At 69.2% G+C, this 23,760-nt stretch carries 21 protein-coding genes; 11 read left to right on the top strand and 10 right to left on the bottom strand.

Annotated features, from left to right (window positions below; genetic code table 11):
• The first annotated feature begins 347 nt into the window (after positions 1-347).
• Both ACFWF2_RS23170 and ACFWF2_RS23165 read left to right on the top strand, forming a co-directional pair.
• Entirely contained in the window at positions 348-950 is a 603-nt protein-coding gene (locus ACFWF2_RS23170) for a DUF2867 domain-containing protein (protein ID WP_379309526.1), read from the top strand.
• 44 nt (positions 951-994) lie between these two features.
• Positions 995-2,479, top strand: a complete 1,485-nt coding sequence (locus tag ACFWF2_RS23165; protein WP_379309525.1) for an ATP-binding protein — start codon at positions 995-997, stop codon at positions 2,477-2,479.
• 4 nt (positions 2,480-2,483) lie between these two features.
• Here the strand turns inward: ACFWF2_RS23165 and ACFWF2_RS23160 are convergent, their stop codons facing one another.
• Entirely contained in the window at positions 2,484-3,485 is a 1,002-nt protein-coding gene (locus ACFWF2_RS23160) for a methylenetetrahydrofolate reductase (protein WP_379309524.1), read from the bottom strand.
• A 281-nt stretch (positions 3,486-3,766) separates the two neighbouring features.
• Between ACFWF2_RS23160 and ACFWF2_RS23155 the strand changes: the two genes are divergently transcribed.
• From ACFWF2_RS23155 to ACFWF2_RS23140, 4 genes are all read left to right on the top strand, one after another.
• Complete coding sequence (locus tag ACFWF2_RS23155) at positions 3,767-4,921, top strand: polyprenyl synthetase family protein (RefSeq protein ID WP_379309529.1); 1,155 nt, start codon at positions 3,767-3,769, stop codon at positions 4,919-4,921.
• Between the two features lie 7 nt (positions 4,922-4,928).
• Positions 4,929-6,503 (top strand): phytoene desaturase family protein, encoded by a 1,575-nt coding sequence (gene crtI / locus ACFWF2_RS23150; protein ID WP_379309523.1) that lies wholly within the window; start codon positions 4,929-4,931, stop codon positions 6,501-6,503.
• Between the two features lie 101 nt (positions 6,504-6,604).
• Positions 6,605-8,257, top strand: coding sequence for an alpha-(1->6)-mannopyranosyltransferase A (locus tag ACFWF2_RS23145; RefSeq protein ID WP_379309522.1), 1,653 nt, complete (start codon positions 6,605-6,607; stop codon positions 8,255-8,257).
• Positions 8,254-9,306, top strand: a complete 1,053-nt coding sequence (locus tag ACFWF2_RS23140; protein ID WP_379309521.1) for a phytoene/squalene synthase family protein — start codon at positions 8,254-8,256, stop codon at positions 9,304-9,306. The genes ACFWF2_RS23145 and ACFWF2_RS23140 overlap by 4 nt, the downstream gene beginning before the upstream one ends.
• A gap of 12 nt (positions 9,307-9,318) precedes the next feature.
• On the opposite strand, the gene ACFWF2_RS23135 is transcribed toward ACFWF2_RS23140, so the two are convergent.
• The gene (locus ACFWF2_RS23135; RefSeq protein ID WP_379309520.1) at positions 9,319-9,678 is read right to left on the bottom strand and encodes an ArsR/SmtB family transcription factor; all 360 of its coding nucleotides are present in this window, start codon (positions 9,676-9,678) and stop codon (positions 9,319-9,321) included.
• A gap of 90 nt (positions 9,679-9,768) precedes the next feature.
• Here ACFWF2_RS23135 and ACFWF2_RS23130 point away from each other — a divergent pair, with 90 nt between their 5' ends.
• Positions 9,769-11,955 (top strand): heavy metal translocating P-type ATPase, encoded by a 2,187-nt coding sequence (locus ACFWF2_RS23130; RefSeq protein ID WP_379309519.1) that lies wholly within the window; start codon positions 9,769-9,771, stop codon positions 11,953-11,955.
• Positions 11,956-12,028: 73 nt separating this feature from the next.
• On the opposite strand, the gene ACFWF2_RS23125 is transcribed toward ACFWF2_RS23130, so the two are convergent.
• Positions 12,029-12,397 carry an Rv2175c family DNA-binding protein gene (locus ACFWF2_RS23125; RefSeq protein ID WP_379309518.1) on the bottom strand — a complete coding sequence of 123 codons (369 nt, stop codon included), beginning with the start codon at positions 12,395-12,397 and terminating at the stop codon, positions 12,029-12,031.
• A gap of 127 nt (positions 12,398-12,524) precedes the next feature.
• Between ACFWF2_RS23125 and pknB the strand changes: the two genes are divergently transcribed.
• Positions 12,525-14,495 carry a Stk1 family PASTA domain-containing Ser/Thr kinase gene (pknB, locus tag ACFWF2_RS23120; protein ID WP_379309517.1) on the top strand — a complete coding sequence of 657 codons (1,971 nt, stop codon included), beginning with the start codon at positions 12,525-12,527 and terminating at the stop codon, positions 14,493-14,495.
• 73 nt (positions 14,496-14,568) lie between these two features.
• Here the strand turns inward: pknB and ACFWF2_RS23115 are convergent, their stop codons facing one another.
• The gene (locus ACFWF2_RS23115) at positions 14,569-15,954 is read right to left on the bottom strand and encodes a class II 3-deoxy-7-phosphoheptulonate synthase (protein ID WP_379309516.1); all 1,386 of its coding nucleotides are present in this window, start codon (positions 15,952-15,954) and stop codon (positions 14,569-14,571) included.
• Between the two features lie 280 nt (positions 15,955-16,234).
• Here ACFWF2_RS23115 and ACFWF2_RS23110 point away from each other — a divergent pair, with 280 nt between their 5' ends.
• On the top strand, positions 16,235-16,732 hold the full coding sequence (locus ACFWF2_RS23110) for a polyadenylate-specific 3'-exoribonuclease AS (protein ID WP_379309528.1): 498 nt from the start codon (positions 16,235-16,237) through the stop codon (positions 16,730-16,732).
• Positions 16,733-16,797: 65 nt separating this feature from the next.
• On the opposite strand, the gene ACFWF2_RS23105 is transcribed toward ACFWF2_RS23110, so the two are convergent.
• The 4 genes from ACFWF2_RS23105 to ACFWF2_RS23090 are packed head-to-tail and all read right to left on the bottom strand — an operon-like array spanning position 16,798 to position 21,086.
• Positions 16,798-18,423, bottom strand: coding sequence for a cytochrome bc complex cytochrome b subunit (locus ACFWF2_RS23105; protein WP_379309515.1), 1,626 nt, complete (start codon positions 18,421-18,423; stop codon positions 16,798-16,800).
• On the bottom strand, positions 18,420-19,559 hold the full coding sequence (locus tag ACFWF2_RS23100) for a ubiquinol-cytochrome c reductase iron-sulfur subunit (protein WP_379309514.1): 1,140 nt from the start codon (positions 19,557-19,559) through the stop codon (positions 18,420-18,422). Before ACFWF2_RS23100 ends, ACFWF2_RS23105 begins: the two co-directional genes overlap by 4 nt.
• Positions 19,556-20,419, bottom strand: coding sequence for a c-type cytochrome (locus ACFWF2_RS23095; protein ID WP_379309512.1), 864 nt, complete (start codon positions 20,417-20,419; stop codon positions 19,556-19,558). The genes ACFWF2_RS23100 and ACFWF2_RS23095 overlap by 4 nt, the downstream gene beginning before the upstream one ends.
• A 55-nt stretch (positions 20,420-20,474) precedes the next feature.
• Entirely contained in the window at positions 20,475-21,086 is a 612-nt protein-coding gene (locus ACFWF2_RS23090; RefSeq protein ID WP_379309511.1) for a heme-copper oxidase subunit III, read from the bottom strand.
• A 248-nt stretch (positions 21,087-21,334) separates the two neighbouring features.
• Between ACFWF2_RS23090 and ACFWF2_RS23085 the strand changes: the two genes are divergently transcribed.
• Both ACFWF2_RS23085 and trpD read left to right on the top strand, forming a co-directional pair.
• Positions 21,335-21,754 carry a hypothetical protein gene (locus ACFWF2_RS23085; RefSeq protein WP_379309510.1) on the top strand — a complete coding sequence of 140 codons (420 nt, stop codon included), beginning with the start codon at positions 21,335-21,337 and terminating at the stop codon, positions 21,752-21,754.
• Between the two features lie 93 nt (positions 21,755-21,847).
• Positions 21,848-22,909 carry an anthranilate phosphoribosyltransferase gene (gene trpD, locus ACFWF2_RS23080; protein WP_379309509.1) on the top strand — a complete coding sequence of 354 codons (1,062 nt, stop codon included), beginning with the start codon at positions 21,848-21,850 and terminating at the stop codon, positions 22,907-22,909.
• A gap of 9 nt (positions 22,910-22,918) precedes the next feature.
• Here trpD and ACFWF2_RS23075 read toward each other — a convergent pair whose 3' ends face one another.
• Positions 22,919-23,194 carry an Lrp/AsnC family transcriptional regulator gene (locus ACFWF2_RS23075; RefSeq protein ID WP_379084093.1) on the bottom strand — a complete coding sequence of 92 codons (276 nt, stop codon included), beginning with the start codon at positions 23,192-23,194 and terminating at the stop codon, positions 22,919-22,921.
• A gap of 4 nt (positions 23,195-23,198) precedes the next feature.
• Positions 23,199-23,750 carry a hypothetical protein gene (locus ACFWF2_RS23070; protein WP_379309508.1) on the bottom strand — a complete coding sequence of 184 codons (552 nt, stop codon included), beginning with the start codon at positions 23,748-23,750 and terminating at the stop codon, positions 23,199-23,201.
• Positions 23,751-23,760 lie beyond the last annotated feature (10 nt).

Raw genomic sequence — 23,760 nt, 5'->3', positions numbered from 1 at the left:
GGTCGCCGCGGTGTAGCCGGGGACTGCGATCCCGCAGACCTCGGTGATCAGCGCCGGAGCCAGTGTCAGGTCGGCACGGAATAGTTCCAGAACACCTTCGTGCAGGTAGCTGGGCATGACCGGCACCCTAGGTCGTGGGGCGGGTGGGGAGCCAGTGCCGATCGGCGGGTCTGGTATGCCACGCCGTTGCTGTCCGAAATTTCCACCGGCTCAATGACTTACCCGACCGCAGGTCGGGTGCAGCCGACATGTCAAGCCTTCCTTTGTCACACGAGTCGTCTCTATACGTAGGCGTATATCAGGAGTAGCCTCTTCTCCATACGCATCCGTACGGATAGGGGTTTCTCATGCGGCTTCCCGCAGCGGCGCATACCGATCGACCGTGGCGCATCCACGAGATCGCCGGGGATTTCGAGGTCGAAGACGTGTGGCGGTATCGGACGCCCGGCGGCAGGGTGGACGACTTTCCCGCGTTGCTCGCCGCGTTGCAGGCGGCGAGGGCGTCCGATTCCTCGGGGATCAGCGGGCTGCTGTTCAAGATCCGCTGGAAGCTGGGTGAGGTGTTCGGGTGGGATCGGGAGTCGGCCGGGACCGGGAGCAGGGTGGAATCGCTGGTGGACAGGCTGCCCGCCGATCTGCGGGATACACCGTGTCCCGACGACACGGGCAGCCCGTTGACCAGCGTGTACGTCCTCGACGACGAGTACGCCGCGGAGATCGCCAACGGCACCATGCATGGCGTCATGCACCTGGGCTGGGTGCCCGATGAGACCGGTCCGGGCTACCACCTGCAGATGGCGGTGCTGGTGAAGCCGAACGGCCTGTTCGGCCGCGCCTACATGGCGTTCATCAAGCCGTTCCGGTACCTGATCGTCTACCCGGCGATGACCAGGAGCTGGGAACGCACCTGGAACGAGCTGACGGCTGCGCGCCGAGCGGGCCACCATTAGGAGTACACTTCTAAGGACTGCACTCCTAATGACTGGGGAAAGTCTTGACGAAGCCGGACTATCTGTTCGACCGCGACACCGAGTGGAACGCCCTGGTCACCTTCGCGTCGCGAACGGCGCCGACGGCGATGCTCGGCATCGTCAGCGGGCGGCGGCGTATGGGCAAAACATATCTACTTCGAGCGCTGGCTGAACAGCGGGGCGGTTTCTACTTCGGCGCGACCACCGCGACCGGTGCCGAATCGCTGCGGCAGTTCGGGGCGGCATTGGGTGAGTTCGCCGGCGCTGGCGCGCCCATCGCCTTCGACAACTGGGATCATGCGATCAGCTACCTGTTCGCACTCGGCGCACGAGATCAGACAGCCGACCCGCGGTTGGTCGTTCTCGACGAGTTCCCCTATCTGGTCAAAGCCGTGCCGGAACTGCCGTCGCTGGTGCAGCGGGAGATCGACCGATACCAGACCGAGCCGAACAATGTCCGGCTGTTGCTGTGTGGGTCCGCGATGTCGGTGATGGGTGGGCTCCTGTCGGCCAACGCACCACTGCGCGGCCGAGCACAGCTCGAACTTCTGGTGCAGCCCTTCGGATATCGTGCCGCCGCCGAATTCTGGGATGCCGCCCACGACCCGGCACTGGCAGTACGGCTGCACGCTGTCGTCGGCGGAACACCCGCCTATCGCAGACAGTTCCTCGCCGACGACGTGCCCGCCTCCGCCGCCGACCTCGACGACTGGCTGTGCCGAACGGTGTTGTCGCCGTTGAGTCCACTGTTCCGGGAGGCCAGGTACCTTCTTGCCGAAGAAGCCGAGATCCGCGACACCGCGCTCTACCACTCGGTGCTTGCCGCCGTCGCTCAGGGACACAACACCCGCGGCGGCATCGCCGGGTACATCGGACGTAAATCGGTCGATATCTCCCACCCGCTGACGGTGCTGGAAGACTGCCACCTCGTCAGTCGCGAACAGGATGTGTTCCGGTCCGGCAAGTCGATCTACCGCATCACCGAGCCGCTGATCTCCTTCTACGAAGCCGTCATGCGCCCGGCTTGGGCCCGCTTGGAAACCGGCCAGGCACAACAGGTGTGGCGCCGATCGACCGAGCGATTCAACGCCCAGGTAGCCGGACCGCACTTCGAACAGATGTGCCGGACATTCCTGTTGACCGGCGGTGTCGACCAGCTCGAGTTGGACACCGAATTCGGTGCGGTCGGCTGCGGCGTGGTGACCGATTCGCACCGGCGGATCCAGATCCAGATCGACGCGGCAGTCACCGAACCCGGCGACGGCGGGCACGCACCCGCGATTTCCCTCCTGGGCGAGGCGAAGTGGGGAACCACCGTCGGCATGAACCACCTCGAACGACTCGCTCGGGCCCGCACCTTGCTGACCGAACGCGGATGGAATACCGCAGCCTGTCGGCTGGCGCTGTTCAGCGGTGCTGGATTCAGTGACGCGCTCCAGCAGGAAGCCGACCGCAATCCCGAGGTCGCGCTGATCGGCGTCGACGACCTCTACGTCTGCCCGGACTGACCGGCTACGCGCTGAGCGGGGCCGCTGTGACGCCGTAGCCGAGGTTGGTGAGGACCTCGCTGGTGGCCTTGGCGAAGTTGAGGGTGATGAAGTGCAGGCAGGGGGCGCCCTCGTCGATGAGGCGCTGGGCCATTTCGGTGGCGATCTGGATGCCTTCGGCGCGGACGGCGGCCTTGTCCTCCTCGGGGCCGGTGCCCGCGGCGCGGGTCAGGCGTTCCATCACCGCGGGGGCGAGGGGGCGGCCGCAGAGTTCCTCGGCGCGCTGGACCGTGCGCAGCGAGGTGATGGGCATCAGCTCGGGGATGATCGGCTTGGCGCCCTCGATCGGGTCGGCGGCCAGCACCCGGTCGCGCAGGCGCAGGTAGTGGTCGACGTCGAAGAACATCTGGGTGATCGAATACTCCGCGCCCGCACGCAGTTTCGCGGCGAGGTGGCGGGTGTCGTGGTCGAGGTCGGGCGAGCGGTGGTGGCCCTGCGGGAACGAGGCGACGCCGACGTGGAAGTCGCCGAGGTCGCGCACGATGCGCACCAGTTCCTCGGCGTACTCGACGCCCTCGGGGTGCTTGCGCCATTCACCGAGCGGATCGCCGGGCGGGTCGCCGCGCAGCACGAGCAGGTTGCGGATGCCCGAGTCGGCGTAGGAGCCGACCAGCGCGCGCAGTTCACCCATGCTGTGACCGACGGCGGTGAGGTGGGCGACCGGCAGCAGGGTGGTCTCGGTGGCGAGCTCGCCGGTGATGCGCACGGTGCGGTCCTTGGTGGAGCCGCCCGCGCCGTAGGTCATCGACACGAAGGCCGGGTGCATCCGCTCGAACTCGCGGACCGCACGCCACAGCCTGGCCTCGCCCGTCGCGTCACGTGGCGGGTTGAACTCCACCGAGAACGGCACGCCGCTGCCCGAATGAGTGCGCAGGCTCTGCACCACCGAGGGGGTGTTCGAGACGATCGGCTGCTTCTGGGCGGGTCGATCTGGGGTCGAACGTCCCCGTCCATTGTCGAAAGTCACCGGTTCAGTGTAGTGGGGCGGCATGACACCGCTGCGCGCACCGGGAACCGGGCGGCCCGCGGCAGCCCGGAATCGGGCACGGACCAGCCGCTCGACCGTCAAGTCCGGTGTACACCCGCCGATCGCGGGGCCGGACACCGCCGAATCGCCAGGTGTGTGGTCGGTCGCAGCGGCCGTGTGCGCCGACGACACCCCCGCGCCACCCGCGTATTCTGCGACCAGACGCCGGTGATCGCATCGCAGCGTGCGACCCCGGTCCATCCGCTCGCCCACTTCCGCACCTGGAGGCCACCCTGTCCGCCGGAATCGGTACCCCGCTTTCCCGGTCCGTCGCCGACACGGCGGCCTCGGTCGACTTCGTCACGCTCACGCCGGGCACGCCCGCCTTCGTCGCCGCGGTCGAGCAGGTGCTGGCCGGTTTCTTCGCCACCCGGCGCGAGATCGTCGACCCGCTCGGGCCGGTGTTCGTCGACGCCGCCGAGGCGCTGGAACAGTTCGTCATCCGCGGTGGCAAGCGGACCAGGCCGGGCTTCGCCTGGACCGGCTGGCTCGGCGCAGGCGGCGACCCGGCCGGGCCCGACGCCGCCGCGGTGCTGACCGCCTGCTCGGCGCTGGAACTGGTGCAGGCGTGCGCGCTGGTGCACGACGACATCATCGACTCCTCGCAGACCCGCCGCGGTTTCCCGACCGTGCACATCGATTTCGAGGACCGGCATCGCGCGGCGGGCTGGCCCGGTGACGGCGCCGAGTACGGCAGGGCCGTTGCCATCCTGATCGGCGACCTGGCGCTGGCCTGGGCCGATGACCTGGTGCACGAGGCAGGGCTGACCCAGGCCGCACTGGCCAGGTTCGCGCCGGTGTGGGCGCGGATGCGGACCGAGGTGCTGGGCGGGCAGCTGCTCGACATCAACGGCGAGGCCGGTGGCGACGAATCGGTCGAGGCCGCGCTGCGGATCAACCGGTACAAGACCGCCGCGTACACGATCGAACGACCGCTGCACCTGGGTGCCGCGCTGGCGGGCGCCGACGACGATCTGGTGGCGGCGCTGCGGATCTACGGCACCGACGTGGGCATCGCCTTCCAGCTGCGTGACGACCTGCTCGGCGTGTTCGGCGACCCCGCCGTCACCGGCAAGCCGTCCGGCGACGACCTGCGCGAGGGCAAGCGCACGGTGCTCATCGCGGAGGCGCTGCGGCGGGCGGATCCGGAGTCGGCGGCACTGATCCGCACCGGGCTCGGCACCGACCTCGACGACGCGGCCGTGGACCGGCTGCGCGCGCTGCTCACCGAGCTCGGCGCGGTCGGCGACGTGGAACGCCGCATCACCGAGCTCACCGACACCGGACTGCGCGCCGTGGCGGCCAGCAGCGCGACCACGCAGGCCAAGCAGTTGCTGCACGACATGGCGCTGGCCGCCACCCGCCGCACGGCCTGAGGCTGATATGAAAAACGTTGTGGGACAAGCGAATCATGTCGTCGTGGTCGGCGCGGGACTGGCCGGGCTCGCCGCGGCGCTGCACCTGCGCGGCGCGGGCGTCGAGGTCACGGTGCTCGAACGGGCCGACCATCCCGGCGGCCGGGTCGGGCGCTACCGGTTCGACGACTACGAGATCGACAGCGGCGCCACCGTCCTCACCCTGCCGGAACTGATCGACGAGGCGCTGGCCGCCGTCGGGCACTCGCGCGAGAGCGTCGGCCTGCGTATCCACCGCCTCGCGCCCGCCTATCACGCGCGCTACGCCGACGGCAGCGACATTCGCGTCTTCGACGACGCCGCGGCGATGGCCGCCGAGGTCGCCGACACCTGCGGACCGGCCGAGGCGGGCAACTACCGGCGGCTGCGGGACTGGCTGGGCCGGATCTACGGCGCCGAATACGACGAGTTCATGGACGCGAACTTCGATTCGCCGCTGGACCTGGTGCGCAGCCCGCGCTCCCGCGCCTCGCTCGCGACGCTGGTCCGGCTCGGCGGTTTCGGCAGGCTGGGGCCGCGCGTGCGCTCGTACCTGCGCGACGAGCGCCTGGCCAGGCTGTTCACCTTCCAGGCGCTCTACGCGGGGACGGTGCCGGACAAGGCGCTGGCCCTCTACGGCGCGATCCCCAACATGGATACCTGCCTCGGTGTCTTCTTCCCGGAGGGCGGCATGCGCGCGATCACCGCCGCGCTCGCCGAGGCGTTCGTCGCCGCCGGTGGACGGCTGGTGCTCGAGGCCGAGGTCGCGGGCATCGACTACACGGCGAGCGCAGGCACGTCGCGGCGCGCCGAGGCCGTCCGCACCGTCGACGGCCGCGGTTTCGCGTGCGATGCCGTGGTCCTCACCGCCGATCTCGGTTCGCTGCCCCGGTTCGGCCTGCGGTATCGCCGTGGTCTGCGGGCCTCGCCGTCGGCGGTGGTCGCGCACGGCACCGTGCCCGCCGAGGTCGCCGCGCGATGGCCGGTGCAGGCGCATCACACGATCGATTTCGGCGCCGCCTGGGCGACGACGTTCACCGAGATCTCCGCGCGCCGCGGGCGGGGGAAGCTGATGCGCGATCCGTCGCTGTTGCTGACCAGGCCCGCGCTCACCGATCCCGGCCAGTTCGTCGACCGCGCCGACGGCAGGCACGAACCGCTGTCGGTCCTCGCGCCGTGCCCGAACCTGGACGCCGCGCCGCTGGACTGGGATCGCCTCGGCCCCGCCTATCTCGGCGAGCTGCTCGCGGAGCTGGAACGGCGCGGCTACACCGGCATCACCGAACATTTCCGGGTCGACCACGTCGACACACCGGCGACGTGGGCCGCCCAGGGCATGATCGCGGGCACACCGTTCTCGATCGCGCACCTGTTCCGACAGACCGGCCCGTTCCGGCCACGCAATCTGCCAAGGGGCGTGGATAACGTCGTTCTCGCAGGTTGTGGCACCACTCCGGGGGTGGGTGTGCCCACCACGCTGCTGTCGGGCAAGCTGGCCGCGGCACGAATCACCGGCAGCCGGGCGCGCAACGCGACCGACCACCGGGTTAGTGTTCCAAGTTGAAGCCGTAAACTGACGGCCGAATTATCAGCTCGCGGTTGCGACCGCCGACCATCCGGGGGGACCGACCGAACATGCCGCCCCCCGAGACGACCGTAGGCCCCATGGACACCACGCGCACCCTCGAGCCGCAGCGCCATATGCCCACCGGGACCGATCCCGGCGTCCGGTCCTGGCTGCGCACCGCAGGCGACTTCGCCCGTAGCCCCGAAGGCCACGCGGCCATGATGGGCTTCTTCGGCGCGATCATGATCACGTTCGGCGGTTTCGGCGCTGGCGCGGTCCGCAAGCGCGACCCGCTGCTCGAAGCCCTGCACCTGTCGTGGCTGCGATTCGGGCACGGCTACGCGCTCTCGACGGTCCTCATCTGGGCCGGCGTGCTGATGATGATCACCGCGTGGGTTCGCCTCGGCCGCACCACCATCGGCAAGGACTCCGCGCGGGTCACGCTCAACGAGCTGCGCGCGATCGTCGGCATCTGGATCACGCCGCTGCTGTTCGCGGCGCCGATGTTCAGCCGCGACGCCTACTCCTACCTCGCCCAGGGCGCCCTGCTGCGTGATGGTTTCGACCCGTACCAGGTGGGTCCCGTCGCCAATCCCGGTGTGCTGCTGGACAACGTGAGCCCCGTCTGGACCACGACCACCGCACCCTACGGTCCGGTGTTCCTGCTCATCGGCCGCGCGATCACCATGATCACCGGCGACAACGTCATCACGGGGACCATCGCCCTGCGGTTCGTGATGCTGCCGGGCCTGGCGCTGATGATGTGGGCGGTCCCGTACCTGACCAAGCATCTCGGCGGCAAGCCGACGGTGGCGCTGTGGCTGGCAGTGCTCAACCCGCTGGTGCTGATCCACCTCATCGGTGGCGTGCACAACGAGATGCTGATGGTCGGGCTCATGTGCGCGGGTGTCGCGCTGGTGCTCGAACGTCATCATGTGGCGGGCATCGTGGTGGTCGCCATCGGCGTCGCGATCAAGGCGACCGCGGGCGTCGCACTGCCGTTCCTGGTGTGGATCTGGATTCTGCACGAGAAGGAACGCCGCGCCGCCGCGCATCGAACAGACTCCGACGTCGGGACATCCGAGGACCAGACGCACCCCGACGCCGCCCGGCCGTCCGCCGACATGCCGCATCCGCTGTTCGTGTTCGCCAAGATCGCCGGCATCGGCGTCGGCGTTTTCGCACTGGTTTTCGGCGCCGCATCGGTGATCGCGGGAGTCGGCTTCGGCTGGGTCACCGCCCTGCAGGGCTCGAACAAGATCATCAACTGGCTGTCGCTGCCGACGATCCTCGCGCACATCGGCACCTGGGATCAGAATCCATCGGGGTCGGTGCTCGGGGTGATCCGCACCCTGTGCCAGGTCGCCCTGATCGCGGTGCTCGTCGCGACCTGGTGGCGGTTCCGGCACAGCGAGCGCGAGGCCGTGATGGGCATCATCATCGCGTTCGTCGCGATCGTGCTGCTCTCCCCCGCCGCATTGCCCTGGTACTACTCGTGGCCGCTGGCGCTGGCCGCGGGGTTCGCGCTCTCGACGCTGACCTTGCAGTGGCTGGTCGGAATCTGCACCTGGTTGATGCTGGTGTTCCAGCCGGACGGATCGATCGGGCTGTACAACTTCTGGCACGTCGCGTTGGCCGTCTTCGCCGCCGTCGTGGCCGCGGTATCCCTGCGTCATGTGGACCCGCTGCACCTGCGTTCAGCCCGTTCCCGTGCGGTCGTCAAGGAACCGGCGCCGCCAGTTCGGGCATGAGTGATCAGCGCCAGGAGAAGGCAGGGCAGGGCAACCCGAGCGTGCCGAACGCAGACGCCACCAACCGTCGAGCCGCCGGCGCGGTGACCGGTCTCGAGGCGGCGTACGCGAGCTGCCGACGCATCGCCGCCGAGCACGGGCGCACCTACTACCTGGCGACCACCTTGCTCACACCACCGCGGCGACGGGCGGTGCACGCGCTGTACGCCTTCGCGCGGATGGTCGACGACATCGTCGACCACGCCGACAACCCGGCACGCGTGCTCGATCCGCGCGACGGCGCGCACGCGGCGGTGCCGGACGGCCCCGCCGAGATCAGCCCCGCCCAGCACCTCGACCTGGTGGAGAAGCAGCTCCGGCTCGCGCTCGAACACGGCGACATCGACACCGGTGACCTGCGCCGCCGCCAGATCCTCACCGCGGCCGCCGACACGATCCACCGCTACGACATCGCCCGCACCCACTTCTGGACGTTCCTCGACGCCATGCGCATGGACGTCCCCGGCACCACCACCCACCGCACCCGCTACGCGACGATGACCGAGCTACGCGAGTACATGCGCGGTTCCGCGGCCGCCATCGGCCTGCAACTGCTGCCGGTGCTCGGCACCGTCGTCCCCGTCCCCGAGGCCGAACCCGCCGCGGCGGCGCTGGGCGAGGCGTTCCAGCTCACCAACTTCCTGCGCGATATCGCCGAGGATCTCGACCGCGACCGGATCTACCTGCCTGCCGACGAGCTGGCCGCCTTCGGTGTCGACGAAGCCCACCTGCGCGCCTGCCGTGCCACGGGGCGCACCGACCAACCGCTGCGCCGGGCGCTGGCCCATCTGATCGCCGTCAATCGCGATATCTACCGCCGCGCCGAGCCCGGTATCGAACTGCTCGACCCACGGGTGCGCCCGGCGATCCGCACCGCGGCCGTGCTCTACGCCGAGATCCTCGACCGGATCGAGGCGGCGGATTTCCAGGTGTTCGAGCGGCGGGCGACCGTGCCCAACCATCGCCGGATCCTGGTCGCCGCCAAGGGGTTCGCTACCGCGCGCCGCTGACGCGGCACCTGGTCAGCCCGCGATCTCGGGGCGCTCGGCGAGACCGAGCCGCAGGTGCTCGCTGTGGTAGACGGCCTCGTCGAGCAGTTGGGCGACGTGCTGGTCGTAGAGGCTGTAGACGATGCTGCGTCCGGCGCGGGTGCCGGTGACCAGGCCCAGATTGCGGAGCAGGCGCAGCTGATGGGAGACGGCGGACTGTTCCATCCCGACCGCCTCGGCGAGTTCGGTGACCGGGCGCGGGCCCTGGCGGAGTTCGGACAGGATCAGCAGCCTGCTCGGTGTCGCCAGCGCCTGCAGGGTGGTCGCCACGTGCGCGGCGGCGGCAGCGTCCAGCCGTGTCGCCGGGCGGTCACCTTCCACACCGTGTCCCATGGCGTGGAGCTTAGCGGACAGTAACACATGAAAACCTCTTCATATGATCTGTTATTCTCGGGTCCTCGTTTCCCGCCTCGGAGGTGCCCTGTGGTCTCGTCCACCGCCACGCCCACTCGTCCGGCCGTCACCGCCTCGCGCGGTCCGACCGTGCGGACCCGGCTGTTCGCGATCCCCGAGATGCGCTGGGCCGCCGCGGCGACCGCGCTGTTCGCGCTCGGGCTGGCGGCGAAGCTGACCGGTGGGCCGTCGTGGTTGTGGTGGTCGCTCCTGCTGGCCTGCTACCTCACCGGCGGCTGGGAGCCGGGGCTCGACGGTCTGAAAGCCCTGCGGGACAAGACACTCGACGTCGACCTGCTGATGGTGGTGGCCGCGATCGGAGCCGCGGCGATCGGCCAGATCGTCGACGGCGCGCTGCTCATCGTCATCTTCGCCACCTCGGGCGCGCTCGAAGCGCTGGCCACCACCCGCACCGAGGATTCGGTGCGCGGGCTGCTCACGCTGGCGCCCGATACCGCGACTCAGCTCACCGCCGCCGGCGAACAGACGGTCGCCGCGGCCGATCTCGCCGTCGGTGACGTCATCCTGGTCCGGCCCGGCGACCGGATCGCCGCCGACGGACGCGTTGTCGACGGGGCGAGCGAGGTCGACCAGGCCACCATCACCGGCGAACCGCTGCCGGTGGACAAGACGCCCGGTGACGACGTGTTCGCCGGGACACTCAACGGCACCGGCGCACTGCGGGTCCGCGTCGAGCGCAGGGCCGAGGACTCCGTCGTCGCGCGGATCGCGGCGCTGGTCGAGGAGGCAGGCCGCACCAAGGCGCGGACCCAGCTGTTCATCGAGAAGATCGAGCAGCGCTATTCGATCGCCATGGTCGTTGCCACTCTCGCGGTGTTCCTCGTCCCGCTGATTCTCGGTGCGGCGCTGCGGGATTCGCTGCTGCGCGCGATGACGTTCATGATCGTGGCCTCACCGTGCGCGGTGGTCCTGGCCACCATGCCGCCGCTGCTCGCCGCCATCGCGACCGCGGGGCGTCACGGTGTGCTGGTGAAGTCGGCGGTGGTGATGGAACAGCTGGGCGCGACAACGCGCGTCGCGTTCGACAAGACGGGCACGCTCACCCGGGGCACGCCGGAGCTCGCGAAGATCCACCCGGTGAAAGGCAGCCTGCTCTCCGAGGACCAGATCCTGCGGCTGGCGGCTGCCGTAGAGCACCCCAGCGAGCATCCGCTGGCCGCAGCCACCGTGCGTGCCGCCCGTCAGCGTGGTCTCTCGATTCCCGCCGCCACCGGCTTCGCCGCCCAGCCGGGTCGCGGCGTGTCCGGCCTGGTCGACGGCGGCTTCGTGCGCGTCGGCTCGCCGGTTGTTCTCACGGACTGCGAAAACGGCGCGTGCGGCGCCGGCTCGCCGCTTGTACCCGCAGACGGCGAAAGCGGCGCGCACGAAGCGCCCGGCACCGGCTCGCCCCTTGTCCGCACGAGCGGCGAAACCGGCGACCCGAAAGCGCTCACCACTGGCTCACCGGCTGTGCTCGCGAGCGGCGACCCCGGTGGCCACCGAGCGCCCGGCGACCGCTCGCCGGAGCTCTCCGCTGCCGGGGACCTCGTATCGATCGTGCGGGCGCGCGGACGCACCGCGGTGGTTGTGCTCCGCGATGACAAACCGATCGCAGTCCTCGGCTTCACCGATCAGATCCGTCCCGAGGCCGCAGGCACCGTCGCCGCCCTCACCGAATCCACCGGCAGCGCACCGGTTCTCCTGACCGGCGACAACCATGCCACCGCCGATCAGCTGGCTCGACAGGTCGGCATCACCGAGGTGCGCGCCGAACTGCTGCCGCATGACAAGGTCGCGGCCGTGCGTGCGCTGGAGGACGACGGTGCGCGGGTGACCATGGTCGGCGACGGCATCAACGACGCGCCTGCGCTGGCCGCCGCCCACGTCGGGATCGCGATGGGCGGCGCCGGCTCGGATCTCACGCTGCAGACCGCCGACGCCATCGTCGTCCGGGACGACCTGACCACGATCCCGGCCGTCATCGCGCTGTCCCGGCGTGCGCGCCGGGTGGTACTGGCCAATCTCGCCATCGCCGGTGGCTTCATCGGGGTCCTGGTCGTCTGGGACCTGGTCGGCCATCTGCCACTGCCCCTCGGCGTTCTCGGGCACGAGGGCTCCACCGTCATCGTCGGGCTCAACGGCCTGCGACTGCTGCGCTCGTCCGCCTGGCACCGGGCAGCGAACCAGGCACGGGCCGACGATCAGTCGAGGTCGTAGCCGGGCACGGCGACGGTGGTGCCGAAGCTGAGCACGACGCCGAGTAGATCGACCGAGGCGGGCCCTGCCGGGATCAGAAGGGTTCGGCGGCGGCGCGGCGGACGACTTCGCGGGCCAGGGGGCCGTGCAGGGCGTCGACGGGGCGGCCGGGGAGGGAGTCGTCCTCGGTGTAGATCCAGCGCAGGATGTCCTCGTCGCTGTACTTGCCGTCGCGCATCACCGTGATCAGGCCGGGGAGCATCCGGACGATCTCGTCGTTGTCGTCGAAGAACCGGGACGGAATGCCTGCGACACCGTTGCGGCGGATCGCGAGAATCTGGTGGTCACGCAGCAGCTGGTGCACCGCGGTGACCGGGATACCGAGTATGTCGGCGGCCTCGGGGAGCGAGACGACGGTTTCGGTGTCGGGCAGCACATCGTCGCTGCAGGGAAAGGCACTCACCCGAATAACCGTAGTACGTGTGGGCTGGCCCGCATCGGCTGGCATGCCATCATCACCCGGTTACGATCGTGGTGGCCGCACACGGTGGCCGTTCGCTTGTCGCAGTGTCGCGAGGGGTGAGAAGTTTGTGAAAGCCGGAGGACATCACTTGATCGGCCAGATGCTGGAAGGGCGCTATCGCATCGATGCGCCGATCGCCCGCGGCGGGATGTCGATGGTGTTCCGGGGAACCGATACCCGGCTGGATCGCCCGGTGGCGATCAAGGTGATGGATCCGAAGTTCGCCGGGGATCCGCAGTTCCTGACCCGCTTCGAGTTCGAGGCGCGCGCGGTCGCGAAGCTGAAGCATCCGTCGCTGGTCGCCGTGTACGACCAGGGCGTCGACGGCGAGTACCCGTTCCTGATCATGGAATTGGTCGAGGGCGGCACGCTGCGCGAACTGCTGCGCGAACGCGGCCCGATGCCGCCGCACGCCGTGCGCGCCGTCGCCGAGCCGGTGCTGCGCGCGATCGGCACCGCCCACGACGCGGGCCTGGTGCATCGCGACGTCAAGCCGGAGAACGTGCTCATCTCCGACGCGGGCGAGGTGAAGATCGCCGACTTCGGCCTGGTCCGGGCGGTCGCCGCCGCCAACACCACCTCCGCCAGCGTCATCCTCGGCACCGCCGCCTACCTGGCCCCCGAGCAGGTGACCACCGGCACCGCCGACGCCCGCTCCGACGTGTACGCCTTCGGCATCCTGGTCTTCGAACTGCTCACCGGCCGGGTGCCCTTCACCGGCGACAACTCGCTGTCGGTGGCGTATCAGCGGGTCGAGAACGACGTGCCGCCGCCGAGCCAGTTCATCGGTGGCGTGCCGCCGGAGTTCGACGCGCTGGTGGCCAGGGCCACCTCCCGTGACCCGCAGCAGCGGTATGCCGACGCCAACGAGATGGCCGCGCACCTGCAGACGATCGCCATGGAACTCACCCTGCCGCCCTACCGGGTTCCCGCGCCGCGGGATTCGGCCGAGCACCTCAGCGAGAGCTACCGCACCGGCGACGCGCACCATCCCGGCGACCGGCCACTGACCCCGAATCCGGTTGCCGCACATCCTGTTCCGGCGCCCGACCAGCGGCCCCAGCACACCAGGGTGGTGACCGCGCCCCGGCCACGACCCGACGAGTACCAGCAGGCACACTCCCCCGCCTCGCCGCACAACCCCTTCGCGGCGAACGAGACCAATTCCCGCCGCACCGGCGTGGTGTGGGCGGCGATCGTCACCGCGCTGACCCTGCTGGTCGGGATCGGCGGCTGGTGGCTCGGCGTCGGCCGCTACACCGCGGTGCCGCCGATCGCCGGGATGGACTCCGAGCGCGCCGTCGCGGTGCTGCAGGAGGCGGGCTTCGAGACCGTGCTGCGCAACAAGGCGTCGGACACCATTCCGGTGGGCGGCGTGGTCGGCACCGATCCGTCGGCGGGCTCGCGGGTCACCAAGAGCTCCACGATCGCGGTGCTGATCTCCAACGGCAAGCCCCGGGTCCCCGATATCAAGCCGGGCGACCAGATCAGCGCGACCAACCAGGCGATCCGCGACGCGGGCCTGCAGCCGATCGACAGCGGCGAGGCGGCCAGTACCGCGCCGAAAGGCTCCTTGGCCAAGGTGGAGCCCGCGCCGGGCACGATCCTGCCGATGGGCGCGCAGGTGAAGGTCTACCGCAGCAAGGGGTCGCAGCCGGTCAACGTGCCCGATGTGCGCGGCAAGACCGCCGAGGAGGCCGCCCGCGCCCTGACCAGCGCCGGGCTGACCGTGCGCGACACCCGCGTGCAGTACGACAAGAGCGTCGAGGGCGACAAGGCGATCGGCACCGACCCTGCCGTCGGCACCACCCTGCAGTCGGGCGACAGCGTGACGCTGATCGTGTCGAGCGCGGTGAAGGTGCCCAATGTGATGGGTCAGACCGTCGGCAACGCCCGCTCCAAGCTGCAGCAGCTGGGTCTCCAGGTGGAGGTCAAGTCCCTCACCGATTCCGACAGCTCCCTGGTGATCGGCCAGGTGCCTGGCTTCAACTCGAATGTGGAGGCGGGCAGCGTCGTGACGCTCACCGCCCTGCCTTGAAGGGATCGGGACAAAGACAAGGAAAAGCCCGGGCGCGGTCATCGCTGACCGCCCCGGGCTCGTCCCGCAGGAATCAGCGCAGCATTTCAGCGACCAGGAACGACAGTTCCAGCGACTGCTGGGTGTTCAGGCGCGGGTCGCAGGCGGTCTCGTAGCGATCCTCGAGGTCGAGGTCGGAGATGTCCTGCGCGCCGCCGAGGCACTCGGTGACGTTCTCGCCGGTCAGCTCGATGTGCAGGCCGCCGGGGTGGGTGCCCAGGGCGTGGTGCACCTCGAAGAAGCCCTGCACCTCGTCGACGATGCGGTCGAAGTGGCGGGTCTTGAAGCCGGTCGAGGACTCGTGGGTGTTGCCGTGCATGGGGTCGCACTGCCAGATCACCTGGTGGCCGGTGGCCTGGACCTTCTCGATGATGGGCGGCAGCACGTCGCGGACCTTGCCGTTGCCCATCCGGGCGACCAGGGTGAGCCGGCCGGGCTCGTTGTTCGGGTCGAGGCGCTCGACGTACTCCACGGCCTGGTCGGGCGTGGTGGTCGGGCCGATCTTCAGGCCGATCGGGTTGGCCAGCAGCTCGGCCAGCGCGATGTGGGCACCGTCGAGCTGGCGGGTGCGCTCACCGATCCACAGGAAGTGCGCGGACAGGTCGTAGAGCAGCGGCTCGCCGGTCTCGCTTTCGCTCAGCCGCAGCATCGCGCGCTCGTAGTCGAGAACGAGGGCCTCGTGCGAGGCGTAGATGCGGGCCGACTTCAGGCTCGGGTCGTTGACCTGGCAGGCGGTCATGAACCGCAGGCCGCGGTCGATCTCCTCGGCCAGTGCCTCGTAGCGGGCGCCCGCGGGCGACTGGGCGACGAAGTCGCGGTTCCAGTCGTGCACCTGGTGCAGGTCGGCCATGCCTGCGCTGGTCAGGGCGCGAACCAGGTTCATCGCCGCGCTGGCGTTGGCGTAGGCGCGGACCAGGCGCGACGGGTCGTGGCGGCGGACCGCCTCGTCGGCGACCAGCGAGTTGACCATGTCGCCGCGGTAGGACTTGAGGCCGAGCGCGTCGACATCGGAGGAGCGCGGCTTGGCGTACTGGCCCGCGATCCGCGCCACCTTCACCACCGGCAGGCTCGCGCCGTAGGTGAGCACGACGGCCATCTGCAGCAGGGTGCGGATGTTGCCGCGGATGTGCGGTTCGGTGTTGTCGGCGAAGGTCTCCGCGCAGTCACCGCCCTGCATGAGGAACGCCTCACCGCGCGCGACGGCGGCGAGCTGGGATTTGAGCTCCTCCACCTCGGCGGGCAGGCAGATCGGCGGCACGCTCTCGAGCACGGTGCGCATCGTCGCGGCCTCCTCGGCGTCCCACGACGGCTGCTGCAGGGCGGGCCGAGCCAAGGCGGCGTCGAGTCGGCTGCGCAATTCCGCGGGCAGCGGCGGCAGTTCCGGCAGGCGGTCAATGGGTACGTCGACGGTCCAGGTCACCAGATCAGAATACGTAACCCGCGCGCGGAACCCCACCGCCGGGCCGGTCGGTGCGCAAGTCCGCCGCGCTGCCTTCACGCCGGGCAGACAGGCGAGTTGGTGGACTGCATGCGGGTCGCGACCCGCTCACCCCTGTTTGTTCGCTGTGCGGTCACTGCCTACCCGTGCGCGTCACGTGCGAACCGCCGACATAGGGTTTCGGTCAACCCATCGTGGGTCACGGACCGCGCCGTCCCGCCGGACGGTCACGGCCGCCCACCGGCACGAAGAGGCGATCTCCCTGCGATATTTCTATGACTCAGAATTCGTCGAGGACGGCGTGACGATCGATCTGATCTCGATCGGCGTCGTCTGCGAGGACGGCCGCGAATACTACGCGGTGTCCACCGAATTCGACGCGGGGCGGGCAGGGCCGTGGGTCCGCAGGCACGTGCTGCCGAAGCTGCCGCCCGCGGGATCGCCGCTGTATCGCACCAGGGAACAGATCCGCGACGACCTGTTCAAGTTCTTCCTGCCCCGGCCCAGCGTGCAGCCGGAGCTGTGGGCCTGGGTAGCCGCCTACGATCACGTCGCGCTGTGCCAGCTGTGGGGTGACATGACCGCGCTGCCCAAGGGCATGCCGCGCTACACCAACGAGCTACGTCAGCACTGGGTCGCGCACGGCAGCCCCGAACTGCCGCCGATCCCCGGCGACGCCCACGACGCGCTGGCCGACGCCAGGCACAACCTGGCCAAGTTCGAGGCGATCGAGGCCTACCGGCGCACCCCGCGCCTCTGAGCCGGAAACAAGGGAAAGGCCCCGAGTCGCATCGACTCGGGGCCTTTCTCGTTGTGCTGACGCGATCAGTGACCGTGCGGCTCGTCACCGTTGGCGCGTGCCTGCTCGTTCGCGAGCGCGGTGAGCATCTTGTGCTCCTCGATGTGCTCGTTCTCGAAGTAGGCGTCGGACTCGGCCTTCGGGTCGGCCCGCAGGAAGCTACCGGTGCCCGGCTTACCCGCCGAACCCAGCTTGTTCATCTTCTTGGGCACCGGGGCGCCCTGGTACTCCAGCGGGATCGCGTGGCCGTGGTCGTCGACCGGGCCGAGCGGCTGGTGCACCTCGATGTACTCACCGTGCGGCAGGCGCTTGATGACACCGGTCTCGATGCCGTGCTCGAGGACCGCCCGGTCACTGCGCTGCAGGCCGATGCAGAACCGGTAGGTCACGAAGTACGCCAGCGGCGGCAGCAGCAGCACGCCGATGCGGCCGATCCAGGTCGTCGCGTTCAGCGAGATGTCGAACTTGAACGCGATGATGTCGTTGACACACGACAGCGTCAGCACCACGTAGAACGCGATGGCCATGGCACCGATGGCGGTGCGGACCGGCACGTCGCGCGGACGCTGGAGCAGGTTGTGGTGCGCCGTGTGATCGTTGGTGAGGCGCTTCTCGATCCACGGGTAGGCGATCAGCAGGGTGAACACCAGACCCATGACGAGGGCGACCCAGAACACCGCCGGGATCGTGTAGCGACCCAGGTAGATCTCCCACGGCGGCATCAGGCGCGCCATGCCGTCGGTCCACATCATGTAGAAGTCGGGCTGCGAACCCGCCGAGACCTGCGACGGGTTGTACGGGCCGAGGTTCCAGATCGGGTTGATCTGCAGAACACCACCCATGATGCCGACGATGCCGAGGGTGAACGCGAAGAACGCGCCCTGGTCCGCGGCGAACACCGGCACGATGCGCGCGCCGACCACGTTGTTCTCGGTCCGGCCGGGGCCGGGGAACTGGGTGTGCTTCTGGTACCAGACCAGCGCGACGTGCGCGCCGATCAGCGCCAGGATGATGCCGGGCAGCAGCAGCACGTGCGCGACGTAGAGGCGCGGGATGATGATGTCGCCGGGGAAGTCGCCGCCGAACATCAGCCAGTGCATCCAGGTACCGATCACCGGGATACCGATGGTGATACCGGAGAACGCGGCGCGCAGACCGGTACCGGAGAGCAGATCGTCGGGCAGCGAGTAGCCGAAGAAGCCTTCGAACATCGCCAGGATCAGCAGCAGCGAGCCGATCACCCAGTTCGCCTCACGCGGCTTGCGGAACGCGCCGGTGAAGAAGATGCGGAACAGGTGGATGATGATCGACGCCGCGAACAGCAGGGCCGCCCAGTGGTGGATCTGCCGGACGAACAGACCGCCGCGCACCTCGAAGGAGATGTTCAGCGCGGTCTCGTACGCCCGCGACATGCCGACGCCGCGCAGCGGCTGGTAGGCGCCGTCGTAGGTGACGTGCGCCATCGACGGGTCGAAGAACAGCGTCAGGTACACACCCGACAGCAGCAGGATGATGAACGCGTACAGCGCGATCTCACCGAGCAGGAACGACCAGTGGGTCGGGAAGACCTTGTTGATCGACCGCTTCATGAACGCGGCGGCGCGATACCGCTCGTCCATCTCGTTGGCTTGGTTCGCCACCAGAGTGCTCATGAACGACGCTCCCAGAAAGCCGGGCCGAGCGGCTCGATGAAGTCGCCGTTGGCGACCAGGAAGCCCTCGGAGTTGACGGTGATCGGCAGCTGAGGCAGCGCGCGGGCGGCCGGACCGAAGACCGGCTTACCCCACTCGGTCGCCGAGAACTGCGACTGGTGGCAGGGGCACAGGATGCGGTTGGTCTGCTGCTCGAACAGTGAGGTCGGGCAACCGAGGTGGGTGCAGATCTTCGAGTAGGCGAAGTAGTCGCCGTAGTTGAAGCTCTCCTGGCCCTTGCGCTTGATCGCCTTCTCCGCGTCGGCGGTGCGCAGACGGATCAGCATGACCGCGTTGCGGATGCCACGCAGCGACTGCAGCGTCTCGTGCGCGTCGCCACGCCACTTCTCTTTCCACGGGAACACCGTTTCCATGGCGCCCGCGTCCAGGTCCTCCGGACGGACCAGCACGATGTCCTCGGGACGACCGGTGTCGCGACGGATGTAGATGGTCTCGCCCGGGTAGTCCGGGGTCCAGCCCGACACCCACAGCGGCGACTTGTCGCGCTTGGCCCACGGGTTCTTCACCATGCCGCCGATGAACACCAGCAGCGAGCCGATGCCGAGCACGCCGACGCCGGCACCCGCGGTGCCGAGCATCATCTTGCGACGCCCCAGGGTGGAGGTGTCGAGCGCGTCCTGCAGCTCGGCCGCCAGGGTCCGGCGCTCGACCTCGTCCGACGGGCCGTCGTGGCGCTGCTGGATCGAGATCTCGGCGGGGATGAACCGCTTGCGGATCAGCACGACCGCGATACCGATGACCAGCACCGAGATGCCGAAGGTCAGGCCGACGAGCGGGGTGAACAGCGCGTAGGCCTGGTGGCCTTCCTGGCGGTTGCCCTTCCACTCCCACGGCCAGAACAGGAAGACACCGATCAGCGCGGCGGCGGCGAGGCCGGAGATGGCGAACCAGAACGTGACCGCACGCTCGGCGCGCTTCTCGGCGCGGGTGCCGGGCACCGGCCACCGCTCGCCGCGGTACGCGACCTCGACGTCGTCACGCGCGGTACCGAGCTGGACCAGCTCGTCGCGCGTCATCGCGTCCAGTTCGTCTTCGGTCGGTTCCCGACCCATGTCGTTGTGCTCCTGTCCACTCATGTCCGAGATCCGATCCACATCGCGGCACCGACCACGGCGGTGATGCCGATAACCCAGATCGCCAGGCCTTCGGTCGCCGGACCGAAACCGCCGAGGTCCCAGCCGCCGGGCGACTTCTCTTCGGCGGCGTTCTTGACGTAGGCGACGATGTCGCGCTTCTCCTCCGGCGACAGCTGCCGGTCGGAGAACTTCGGCATGTTCTGCGGGCCGGTGACCATCGCGTTGTAGATCTGCGCCTCGTTGGCAGGCGCCAGCGTGGGCGCGAACTTGCCGCTGGAGAGCGCACCACCGCGGGCGGTGAAGTTGTGGCAGGAGGCGCAGTTCATGCGGAACAGCTCCGAACCACGGGCGATGTCGTCGCCACGCAGCGATTCCTGCGCGATCTCGCCGTTGGCGTCGCGGATCACCGAGGGGCCACCGCCGTTGGCGGCGACGTACGCGCCGATCGCGTCGGTCTGATGCGCGTCGAACTTCTCCGGCTTGCGCATCGCCTGGGCTTCGTTGCGGGTCATCGGCATGCGGCCGGTGGACACCTGGAAGTAGACGGCGGCCTCGCCGACGCCGATCAGGCTGGGGCCACGTTCTTCCACACCCTGCAGGTTGGCGCCGTGGCAGGTGATGCACGAGGTGTCGTAGAGCTGCTTGCCCTCGCGGATGAGCGCGGACTGATCCTCGTGCGCGGTGGCGATCTGCGGCTCGGGAGTGAGCGCCGTGGCCAGGAAGCCGGCTCCGACCAGACCAACGAGCAACGCGAGACCGCCCGCGATACGACGGCGAACGCGACGCTGCTTACGCGTCTTGGCGGCCTGCCCGTTGCCGGGGCCAGCGGGCTCTGGGGCCGACGGGGGAGATGAACTCATCTGTGTCCCTTTGGAGTAGACGGAACCGACTTGTGCAAATGTTGTGCGCCCGCGCCTAGCGGACGAAGTAGATCGTGGCGAACAGCCCGATCCAGACGATGTCGACGAAGTGCCAGTAGTAGGACACCACGATCGCGGCTGTCGCCTGCGCGGGCGTGAACTTGCTCAGCGTGGTGCGGACCAGCAGGAACACGAACGCGATCAGACCGCCGATCACGTGCAGGCCGTGGAAGCCGGTGGTGATGTAGAAGACCGAGCCGTAGGAGCTGCCTGCGATCGAGGTTCCCTCGTGGACCAGGTGGTAGTACTCGTAGCCCTGGCCGAACACGAAGAAGGTGCCCATCGCCAAGGTGATCAGGTACCAGCGGCGCAGGCCGAACACATCGCCCCGCTCCGCGGCGAACACGCCCATCTGGCAGGTGAACGACGATGCGATCAGCACGGCCGTCACCGGGATGGCGAGCGTCATGTTCAGCTCGGTCGGCTCCGGGGGCCAGTTGCCGTGCGCCTGCGCGCGCGCAACGAAGTACATGGCGAAGAGGCCGGCGAAGAACATCAGCTCGCTCGACAGCCAGATGATGGTTCCGACGCTGACCATGTTGGGCCGGTTCAGCGAATGCACACGCTGAGTAATGGCCGATCCTGGGGTGCCTACTGCGGTCGTCACGGGGTAAGTATGACTCTTCGTAGTACGACAGCTGTACCCGGGTACGAAACTTTGTCGCGCAGGGCGGAAAACCCACGCACAGAGGGGGTCCGCGACATCGGTCGGCGTGTTGGCGACGATCACGTGACGACCTGATCGGCGCAGGCGCGTCAGCGCTCCTCAGCTCTTCGCGCACGGCCGGAGCGAATGCGGAGGTACGCCCATTGTGACAGCGTTGGATGTGGATAACCTGAGACGAGGAGGCGGCGATGGTCGTGGTGCGGATGTGGCGGCGGTTGTTCGGTGGAAACGCGCAGGCGCTCGACCACGCGCGTGCCGATCTGGTCGTGGTCGCGTCGAGTTTCGACGACGTCGAGGCCTGCTCGGCGGTACTGGACCGGGCGACGGGCCTCGACCGGGAGGCCGAGGCGGTGCTGCGCCACCACCTGCGCCTGCCCGCCGGGCAGCTCGACGCGGCCTGTGAGATCGCCGGCTACGACGGCTACACCCGCGCCGAGCCGGTGCGGGCGGCCGACGACGAGCTGGTGCCGATCATCCTGCAGCGGGTGCAGCTGCTCGACCCGCTGAGCTGTTCGCAGGAGCGTTCGCGGATGGCCGGGCTCGCGCAGCGTCACGACGGTGTCGCCGACGGCTGGGACGCGCTGCAACCGCCCCGTCCCGCCCCTTAAACTTGCTCCGCGGCGCAATAGGGTTGCGCAATACAGGCGTGCGCGAGAAGAGTTCGCGCGACGGTGTCGGTCGAGAAGAAGGATGCGGAGCAGATGAGCGTGCGCAGCTGGCCCCAGGTGCTCGGAACCCTCGCCGACGGCGGTGACCTGGCCGCGGACGACACCACCTGGGTGATCGACGAGATCTTCACCGACAACGCCACCGCGGCCCAGATCGCGGCCTTCGGCGTCGCCATGAAGATCAAGGGCCCCACCCCCACCGAGCTGGCGGGCATGGTCGCGGGCATGCTCGGGCACGCGCGCCTTGTCCATGTCGACGGCGACGCGGTCGACATCGTCGGCACCGGCGGCGACCGGTCCGGCTCGGTGAACATCTCCACCATGTCCTCGGTGGTCGTCGCCTCGGCCGGTGTGCCGGTGGTCAAGCACGGCAATCGGGCCGCTTCGTCGAAGTCCGGTGGCGCCGACGTGCTGGAGGCGCTGGGCGTGCGGCTCGCGCTCGGCCCCGAGTCGGTGGCGCAGTCGGTGCGCGAGGCGGGCATCGGTTTCTGCTTCGCACCGCTGTTCCATGCCGGGCTGCGCTTCGCCGGGCCCGCGCGCAAGGAGATCGGCATCCCGACCGTGTTCAACGTGCTCGGGCCGCTCACCAACCCGGCACAGCCGCGGGCGGGGCTGATCGGCTGCGCGTTCGCCGACCTCGCGCCGGTGATCGCGGGCGTGTTCGCCGAACGTGACGCCAGTGCGCTGGTGGTGCGCGGGCGTGACGGGCTCGACGAGATCACCACCTCCGACCTCACCGATGTGTGGGTGGTCAGCGGCGGGCGGATCCGGCAGACCGTGATCGATCCGACGCGCCTGGGTATCCCCCGGGTCGAGCTGGACGCGCTGCGCGGCGGCGACGCCGAGGTCAACGCCGGGATCGCGCGCGAGGTGTTCGCCGGGACGCCGGGCCCGGTGCGCGACGCGACCCTGCTGAACTCCGCCGCCGCGATCGTCGCCTACGACCTCTCGCGCGGGGTCGGCGATGCCGACCTGGATCTGGACGCCGCGCTGGCGGGCGGGCTCGAGCGCGCCGCGGCCGCCGTCGACAGCGGCGCGTCGGCCAAGCTGCTGCAGAGCTGGGCCGAACTCACCCAGACCCTCGACGAGTCCTGAGCGAAAGCCTTACTCCCCCAGCGAGAATCCGGCTTCCACGTCGGCGCTCGAATACGACTTGAAGGCGATGTGGGTGGTGGTGCGGACCACGCCCTCCACCTTGTCGATGCCGCTGGTGACCACGTCGGCGATCCGCGCGTGATCGCGGACCCGCACGATCGCGATCAGGTCGACGTCACCGGCGCAGGAGTACACCTCGGCGACTCCTGCGGTGTCGGCGAGCGCCTGCGCGGTCTCGGGGATACGAGAGTTCTCGGCCTGGATCAGCACGATCGCGGTAATCATGGGATCAGCCTAGAACTTCCGGTTGCTCGGTGGCCGCTTTGAACCGTCGCATCAGGTCACGGCTCTTCACGCCGGGCGCCGATTCCACCGAACTGGACACGTCGACGCCGTAGGGGCGGTGGCGGGCGATGGTGTCGGCGACATTGTCGGCGTCGAGTCCACCGGCCAGCACGACCTTGCCCGGCAGCGCGCGCACCCAGTCGGGGAACTCCTCGAAGATCCCGGAGCCCGCGCTTGCGTCGTAGAAGAAGTATTCGCTGGTCTGCTCGGGTGCGGGCGGGGTCGAGGAGCAGAAGGCGAGGTTCGGCAGGTCGGCCCACTGATAGAGCTGCACGACGTCGAACGCGTCGGCCACCTCGGCGACCTCGGCCGCTTCCAGGGCGACCGCGAAGGTGGTGATCCGGCCGCGCGCGTAGCCGGCGAGGGCCCGAGCCTGCTCGGGGGTGCGGTACCGCTTGCTCTTGGGCGTGACCATGACGCCGATCGCCGAGTACCCGAGCTCGACGGCCCAGTCGATCTGTTCCTCGGTGGTCAGGCCGCACACCTTCACGAACATTCGCGCCTTC

Origin of the sequence: Nocardia sp. NPDC060259, from assembly GCF_042728775.1 — a bacterium.
Taxonomy (GTDB): Bacteria; Actinomycetota; Actinomycetes; order Mycobacteriales; family Mycobacteriaceae; genus Nocardia.
Note: the sequence above shows the minus strand (reverse complement) of the source record. Positions and strands in the feature narration are given on the sequence as shown.